At 69.0% G+C, this 5,885-nt stretch carries 7 protein-coding genes and 1 tRNA gene; 3 read left to right on the forward strand and 5 right to left on the reverse strand.

Annotated features, from left to right (window positions below; genetic code table 11):
- Together AB1609_14205 and AB1609_14210 are read right to left on the reverse strand one after the other, a co-directional pair.
- On the reverse strand, positions 1 to 185 hold a 185-nt coding region (locus AB1609_14205), incomplete at its 3' end, for an SRPBCC domain-containing protein (GenBank protein ID MEW6047613.1).
- Positions 182 to 538 (reverse strand): metalloregulator ArsR/SmtB family transcription factor, encoded by a 357-nt coding sequence (locus AB1609_14210; protein MEW6047614.1) that lies wholly within the window; start codon positions 536 to 538, stop codon positions 182 to 184. The genes AB1609_14210 and AB1609_14205, both read right to left, overlap by 4 nt.
- Positions 539 to 565: 27 nt before the next feature.
- Here AB1609_14210 and AB1609_14215 point away from each other — a divergent pair, with 27 nt between their 5' ends.
- Positions 566 to 1,003, forward strand: a complete 438-nt coding sequence (locus AB1609_14215) for a tyrosine-type recombinase/integrase (GenBank protein ID MEW6047615.1) — start codon at positions 566 to 568, stop codon at positions 1,001 to 1,003.
- A 467-nt stretch (positions 1,004 to 1,470) separates the two neighbouring features.
- Here AB1609_14215 and AB1609_14220 read toward each other — a convergent pair.
- The 3 genes from AB1609_14220 to AB1609_14230 all read right to left on the reverse strand — a co-directional run bounded on the left by AB1609_14220 (position 1,471) and on the right by AB1609_14230 (position 3,452).
- Positions 1,471 to 1,545, reverse strand: a tRNA-Lys gene (locus AB1609_14220).
- Between the two features lie 33 nt (positions 1,546 to 1,578).
- Positions 1,579 to 2,604, reverse strand: a complete 1,026-nt coding sequence (locus AB1609_14225; GenBank protein ID MEW6047616.1) for a TIGR03617 family F420-dependent LLM class oxidoreductase — start codon at positions 2,602 to 2,604, stop codon at positions 1,579 to 1,581.
- Positions 2,601 to 3,452, reverse strand: a complete 852-nt coding sequence (locus tag AB1609_14230) for a sulfite exporter TauE/SafE family protein (GenBank protein ID MEW6047617.1) — start codon at positions 3,450 to 3,452, stop codon at positions 2,601 to 2,603. The genes AB1609_14225 and AB1609_14230 overlap by 4 nt, the downstream gene beginning before the upstream one ends.
- Before the next feature lie 228 nt (positions 3,453 to 3,680).
- On the opposite strand from AB1609_14230, the gene AB1609_14235 reads away from it, so the two are divergent.
- Both AB1609_14235 and AB1609_14240 read left to right on the forward strand, forming a co-directional pair.
- Complete coding sequence (locus tag AB1609_14235) at positions 3,681 to 4,661, forward strand: threonine/serine dehydratase (protein ID MEW6047618.1); 981 nt, start codon at positions 3,681 to 3,683, stop codon at positions 4,659 to 4,661.
- On the forward strand, positions 4,658 to 5,885 hold a 1,228-nt coding region (locus AB1609_14240), incomplete at its 3' end, for a nucleoside recognition domain-containing protein (GenBank protein ID MEW6047619.1). The genes AB1609_14235 and AB1609_14240, both read left to right, overlap by 4 nt.

A 5,885-nucleotide genomic window follows, 5' to 3' on the forward strand; every position in this document is an offset into this window, starting at 1 on the left:
AGCCGGCTTCGCGAGCGCTCCAGCCGTAGTCGAGGGGCGATCCGGCCTCCGACGCGCAGGTCGAGGCTGGCCGAACGGGTCAGCCACCGGTTAAGTTCCGACGGATCGGTCAGCGCCCGCCAAATCCGTTCGCGTGAGGCGTTGACGAGAATCTGCTTGCGGACCATCAACTTCTGCAGGCTCAACGCTTCTCATCCTCCTCGGGCGTTTCGACGTGTCGTTTCAGGCTCTCCAGGCGCAGAGCGAGGATGGTTTCCCACTCCCGCCGCATCTGCTCATAGGCCGCTTTCGCCGCGTCGTGGTCCAGCCGGTAGTAACACCACCTTCCGCTGCGCCGTTCCCGTATGAGGCCCGCCCGTTTGAGCACGCGAAGGTGCTTCACGATGGCCGGCTGCGACATGGCGAAGTGTCGTACGATGTCGGCCTGCGTCAGTTCGCCGAAAGCCAGCAGCCGCAGGATCCGCCGGCGGGTCTTGTCGGACAGGGCACTCACGTAAGATGCTACCGAAAGGGCATTGGCTCGTCTCTGGCGGCGCATCGACCCCCTATCCATCATCGCCGACCGTTGCAGTACACGGAGGCTCTCCCGGCGATTCGGCTCGTCTGGGAGGCGCTCAACTACCCGTGCGCCGAGCGCCTGCATCCCGTGTTGCCTTCGATGGCCGAGCAGTTGGCGGCGCATGGGGTGCTGTACCTCGACGACGGAACGCTGGATCGGGTGGGATGTCGCGGCCATGGTGCCGCCGCCTCGCCACCGACCGCAAAGCGGCTTCCCATCCCGTTCGAAGACGCCGCCCGCATCCTGGCCGCCTTCCGGGGTACCCGGTGGTTTCCCCTCGTGGCGGTGGCTTACGCTACCGGCCTCCGCCAGGGGGAACTGTTGGGACTGAGGTGGCAGGACATCGACTGGCCCAACCACATCTTCTGGATACGCCCAGCACTTAAAAAGCCAGGAAACCACCCGATCTTCGGGCGCCGGAAAGACCGCGAGGCGTGCCGGTGACCGTTCAGGAGAACGTCTTGGCGATCCTGCGGGAGCACCAGCAACGCCAGGACGGAGAACGGGGCCAGCTCAAAGAAGACTGGGGCCTCGTGTTGACCGCCCGCGACGGCTCACCGGTGGACGCCAGCGACTTCCTGGACGACGTGTGGTATCCGCCCCTCAAGGTCCTTGGGCTGCCGAACGTCTTCCACCAGCTGCGCCACACCAGTGTGAGCTACCTCCTTGGTGGCGAGGACCCTATTTTGCTGGCGGCTGTGGCGAAGCATGGAGGCTGGTCCGACACGCCCTTCGGCATTACACCCATGCCATCACAGAGGACGACCGACGTGGTGCAGACAAGGCGGCAAGGCTACTGTCCGACGCGCTGGCCATGGGCGAGAAGCTGGCGCAGGAGCGAGGCGACAGCGTGGTTCGCGCAGATGTTCGCGCGCCCGAGGGTTCTGAATCGTGCGAAGCCTTGTCCTGGCTGGTGCCGCCGGAGGGAGTCGAACCCACAACCCGCGGATTAAAAGTCCGCTGCGCTACCGTTGCGCCACGGCGGCCCACCGGGATTATACGAACGTATCATCGATGCGTCAACCGCTGGACCGCTGTACGCCCTCGGCCCACCTCGGCCACCACTCGCTCCATTCCGAGGGCCGGAAGGGCATGTACAGGGCCACCCGGTCGAGCATTCCCCCATAGCGTTCCACGATGCGCCCGGCAAGCTCGTCGGGAGCCGCCTCCACGGCCACCTCGTCCAGCATCTCGTCGGGTACCACGGCAGCCATCTGGCTCCACCGGCCGGCCCGCGCGAGCTGGCTCAGGCGTTCGCCGAGCTCTCCCCACCCGTGGTGCTCCAGAACCCGCCGGTACGACGGCGTGGAGGCGTAAAACGCCACCTGCTCCCGCACCGCCTGGCGCATCCCCGCCCGTTCGCTCTCGTCCCGTCCCGTGATGATGAAGACGCTCCCGACCACCTCGAACTGCCCCCGCTGCTTGCCGCCCCGCGCCAGCCCCGCCCCGATCGCCGGCAGCAGAACGTCCCTCAGGTACCCGGGGGTGTGCAGCGGATGCACGTGAAACGCCTGGGCGACCTCGCCGGCCAGCCTCGCCCACGGCGGGTTGACGCCTGCCAGCCCCACGGGGATCGCAGGCGATTCGATGGGCCCCGGGTTGAAGAACGGCGTCATCAGCGTGAGGCGGTAATAGCGCCCGTCGACGCGCAGCGGCGCCCCGTCCTGCCAGCAGCGCCACACGGCCTCGAGCGCCTGCACAAACTCCCTCATGCGCCCGACGGGGCTGTCCCACACCATCCCGTACCGGCGCTCGATGTGCGCCCGCACCTGGCTGCCCAGCCCCAACCGGAACCGCCCTCCGCCTAGCGCCGCCAGGTCCCACGCCGCGTGCGCCATCACCGTGGGGCTGCGCACAAAGGCGATGGCAACCTCGGTGCCCACCTCGATGTGGCGGGTTGCCGCCAGCGCCAGGGCGGACATCACGAAGGGCTCGTGGCGCGTCTCCGGAATGCGCACCCGGCCGAACCCCGCCTGTTCGGCTGCCTTTGCAAGCTCGGCGACCTCGGATGGCGTCGCCGGGTCCAGGAGCGCGTCGAACCTCACGTCACCGTCCCCCGCTGCCCGCCCGAGGCCTTCAGGGCCGCTTTGGACGTCCGGATATAGTTGACACCCATCAGCAACACGAACACGGCGAAGACGTAGCGCAGGGTGTTGGAAGGCAAAAGCCCGGCGACGAACGAACCTGCCCAGCCGCCGAGGATGGCCCCGATGCCAGCCCAGGGCGCCACGTCCCAGCGGATGTGGCCCAGCCGCTGGTGTGTCGCCGTCCCGGAGAGAGCGGTGGGGATCATCTGCACGAGCGACGTCCCCTGAGCCAGGTGCTGCGGGAATCCCAGCCCCACCACCAGGGACGGCACCACGATGGCTCCCCCGCCCACCCCCATCATCCCGGCCAGATAGCCGCTGACCATGCCAATCGCAAGCCCGCCGAGGGCCACCGACAATCGGGACAGCGTGACGCCGCTATCCACGTGTGCCATCAGGTAACGGCTGACCGGGAGCAGCAGCGACACGGCCACCAGGAACCAGCCAAAATACCCCCGCAGCTTGGGACCCGAGACCCGGTGGCTTGCCCTTGCGCCCAGGCGTGCCATGACCATGGCCGACAGCGCGATGGAGGCCGCCGCCAGCCAGTCCACCGACCCTCGCCGGGCGTACTCGGTGCCGCCCGACACCGCCGTGAACAGGACGGCGAGCAGGCTTGACCCGTGGGCTCCGTGCTGCGTGAAATGCAACAGCCCGGTCATCATGGGGATCATCAGGACGCCGCCGCCCAGGCCCACCAGCCCGCCGAACGTCCCGCCGGCGAGGCCGATGCCGATCCCGGCCAGCGCCCTCCAGGCTGCTGTTTTCGTAAAGGCGGTAGCTCCCTCGACGCGTTGCCCTTGCATATGTGTGCTCCTTTATTCCAGCGGCCCTGACCGCCTGTCATGCGGGTTCGCTTCGACGGCTTTGAAAACCCCTCCTGCACTTCGCCCTCCCGCCCCGGGCGGCGCTCGCCGACGCCGCCCTCCGCCAAGGTGCCCGCCGCCCGAGAGGGAACGCCCCGCACAGAACGAAGCCGATCCCTCAAGCCCGGCCACCGCTCCCGGCGGCCGGCCGAAGGGGGCTCCCGAGCCATGGCTTTCGAAATCCCTGGCCTCAACGACGTCTACCTGGCGCGCCGGCGCATTGCCCCGTACCTCCGGCCCACGCCGCTCTTCAGGTCCGGTCCTCTCGGCCGGGTGCTTGGCTGCGAGGCGTGGGTGAAGTGCGAGAACCTCCAGCCCGTGGGCGCCTTCAAGGTGCGCGGCGGCATCAACCTGGCAGCGGCCGAATACCCACAACTGCGCGGCCGCGGCCTCGCCGCCGCCTCAACCGGCAACCACGGCCAGTCGGTGGCCTACGCCGCCCGGACGTTTGACCTCTCGGCCACCATCTTCGCCCCCCTCGGTTCCAACCCGCTCAAGGTGGCCGCCATGCAGGCCCTTGGCGCCGACGTTCGCCTCACAGGGCGGGACTTCGACGAGGCCCGGGAGGCCTGCGAACGCTTCGCTGCCGACACGGGCGCCCGCTACGTCCACTCGATGAACGAGCCGCTCCTCATCGCCGGCGTCGCCACGGCCTACCTGGAGGCTCTCGAAGAGGTGCCGGACGCCGACCTCATCCTGGTCCCCATAGGCGGCGGCTCCGGCGCCGCCGGCGCGAGCCTCGTCGCAAAGGCGCTCAATCCCCGCATCCGTGTGGTCGGAGTGCAGGCCGAGGGGGCTCCGGCGGTATACCGCTCCTTCCACAGCCGGCGCCTGGAATCCACACCGAAGGCCGACACCATCGCCGAGGGCCTGGCCACCCGGGTCGCCTTTGAACTCCCGCTGAGCATCCTCTGGCGCCACCTCGACGACGTCGTCCTGGTCAGCGATGCCGAACTCCAGGCCGCCATGCGGCTGCTCCTCGAGACCACCCACCTGGTCGCGGAAGCTGCCGGGGCCGCTCCGGTGGCAGCCGCGAGGCGCTATCCCGAGCTCGTGCGCGACCGCAGGGTGATCCTGCCGATCACCGGCGGGAATGCCACCATTGACCAGATTCTGGCCGCCGCCACGGCCGGGGGCGCTGCCCGTTGAGCCTCCACGGCTGGTTGCGGCGGTTCGCCCGAACGCTCAGGTCGCTCGTGCGCATCCTCGCGCCCGCGTATGTGCTGGTGGCCCTTCTCCAGGCCTCGGGGTTGCTGGAAGCGTTCAGCGTGTGGCTCGAGGTGCCACTGCGCTTGGTCGGCATCGGGCCGGAGGGCGTGCTTCCCCTGATGCTCGGCCTGTTTTCGGCCCTTTATGCCGCCATCGGATCCATGGCCTCGCTCGGCCTGGCGCCGGAGCAGGCGCTTCCGGTCGCGCTGTTCTTGAGCTTCGCGCACGCCCTTCCCGTGGAGGTCGGTGTCGCCGCGAGGTGCCGGGTCAACCCCTGGCGCATGGCGGCCGCCCGGGTCGGGATGGGGGTTGTCGCGGCTCTGGCCGCCCCCCTGCTGCGGCCGCTTCTGCCGCCGGCGAGCGGCTCCGGCCCGGCCGGTGCGGCGCACCCTGCTCCATTGACCGAGCCTGCTCTGGTGGTCATCGGTAACTCGCTTCTTGGACTCGGCAAGACCTGGCTGCTGCTCGTGGTCATTCTGGCGCCCGTCACCCTGGCGATGGAGGTCCTCGATGGCCGGGGTTTGATCGACCGCTGGTCACGACGGCTTGCCCCTCGCATGGCGTGGCTTGGCTTCTCCCCGCAGGCAGCCTTTCCCATTCTGGCGGGCCTCTTTCTAGGGCTTGTATATGGGGCGGGCGTCATCATCGACCGCATGAACAAAGGGAAGGTTTCCCAGCGCGAGGCCTGGTCGATGTTTCTTTTCCTGGCAGCCTGCCACTCGGTTCTGGAAGACCCGTTTGTCTTTGCTGCGGTGGGAGTTGGCCCTCAGATCCTGCTGCCCGTTCGCCTGGGTGCAGGGGTGCTGGTGCTTGCCGGGCTTGCCGTGGGCACCGTGCGGGCCCGCCGGAAAGCGCAGGCCCCACCCGAAGGCATGCGCTCCGCCGGCTCCAGACGGAGGGCGGCTGTGGCCGGCGGGCTTGCGGTCTCCCTTCTCGCGGTGCTTGCCCTCGCCGCGGCGGTCTTGCCCGGTTCCTCAGGCCATGTCTGGCCCGGGCCGAGGACGTCCGGAGAGGGTCCGGCGCGTTCGGTTGAACTTGTCGTCTCGGCGGCCGCCAGCCTGGCAGACGCGGCGCAGCCGCTGAAGGCCGCGTTCGAGGCGCGCCATCCCGGCGTGCGGGTGCTGTTCAATTTCGGCTCCTCCGGCGCCCTGCGGCACCAGATCG

This window comes from Bacillota bacterium (assembly GCA_040754675.1).
Lineage (GTDB): Bacteria > Bacillota > Limnochordia > Limnochordales > Geochordaceae > Geochorda.

Bases quoted from the DNA above. Each gene is read 5' to 3' on its own strand.
- AB1609_14235 (MEW6047618.1), top strand. From the start codon at position 3,681: ATGGCTTTCGAAATCCCTGGCCTCAACGACGTCTACCTGGCGCGCCGG.
- AB1609_14210 (MEW6047614.1), bottom strand. From the start codon at position 538: ATGCGCCGCCAGAGACGAGCCAATGCCCTTTCGGTAGCATCTTACGTG.
- AB1609_14230 (MEW6047617.1), bottom strand. From the start codon at position 3,452: ATGCAAGGGCAACGCGTCGAGGGAGCTACCGCCTTTACGAAAACAGCA.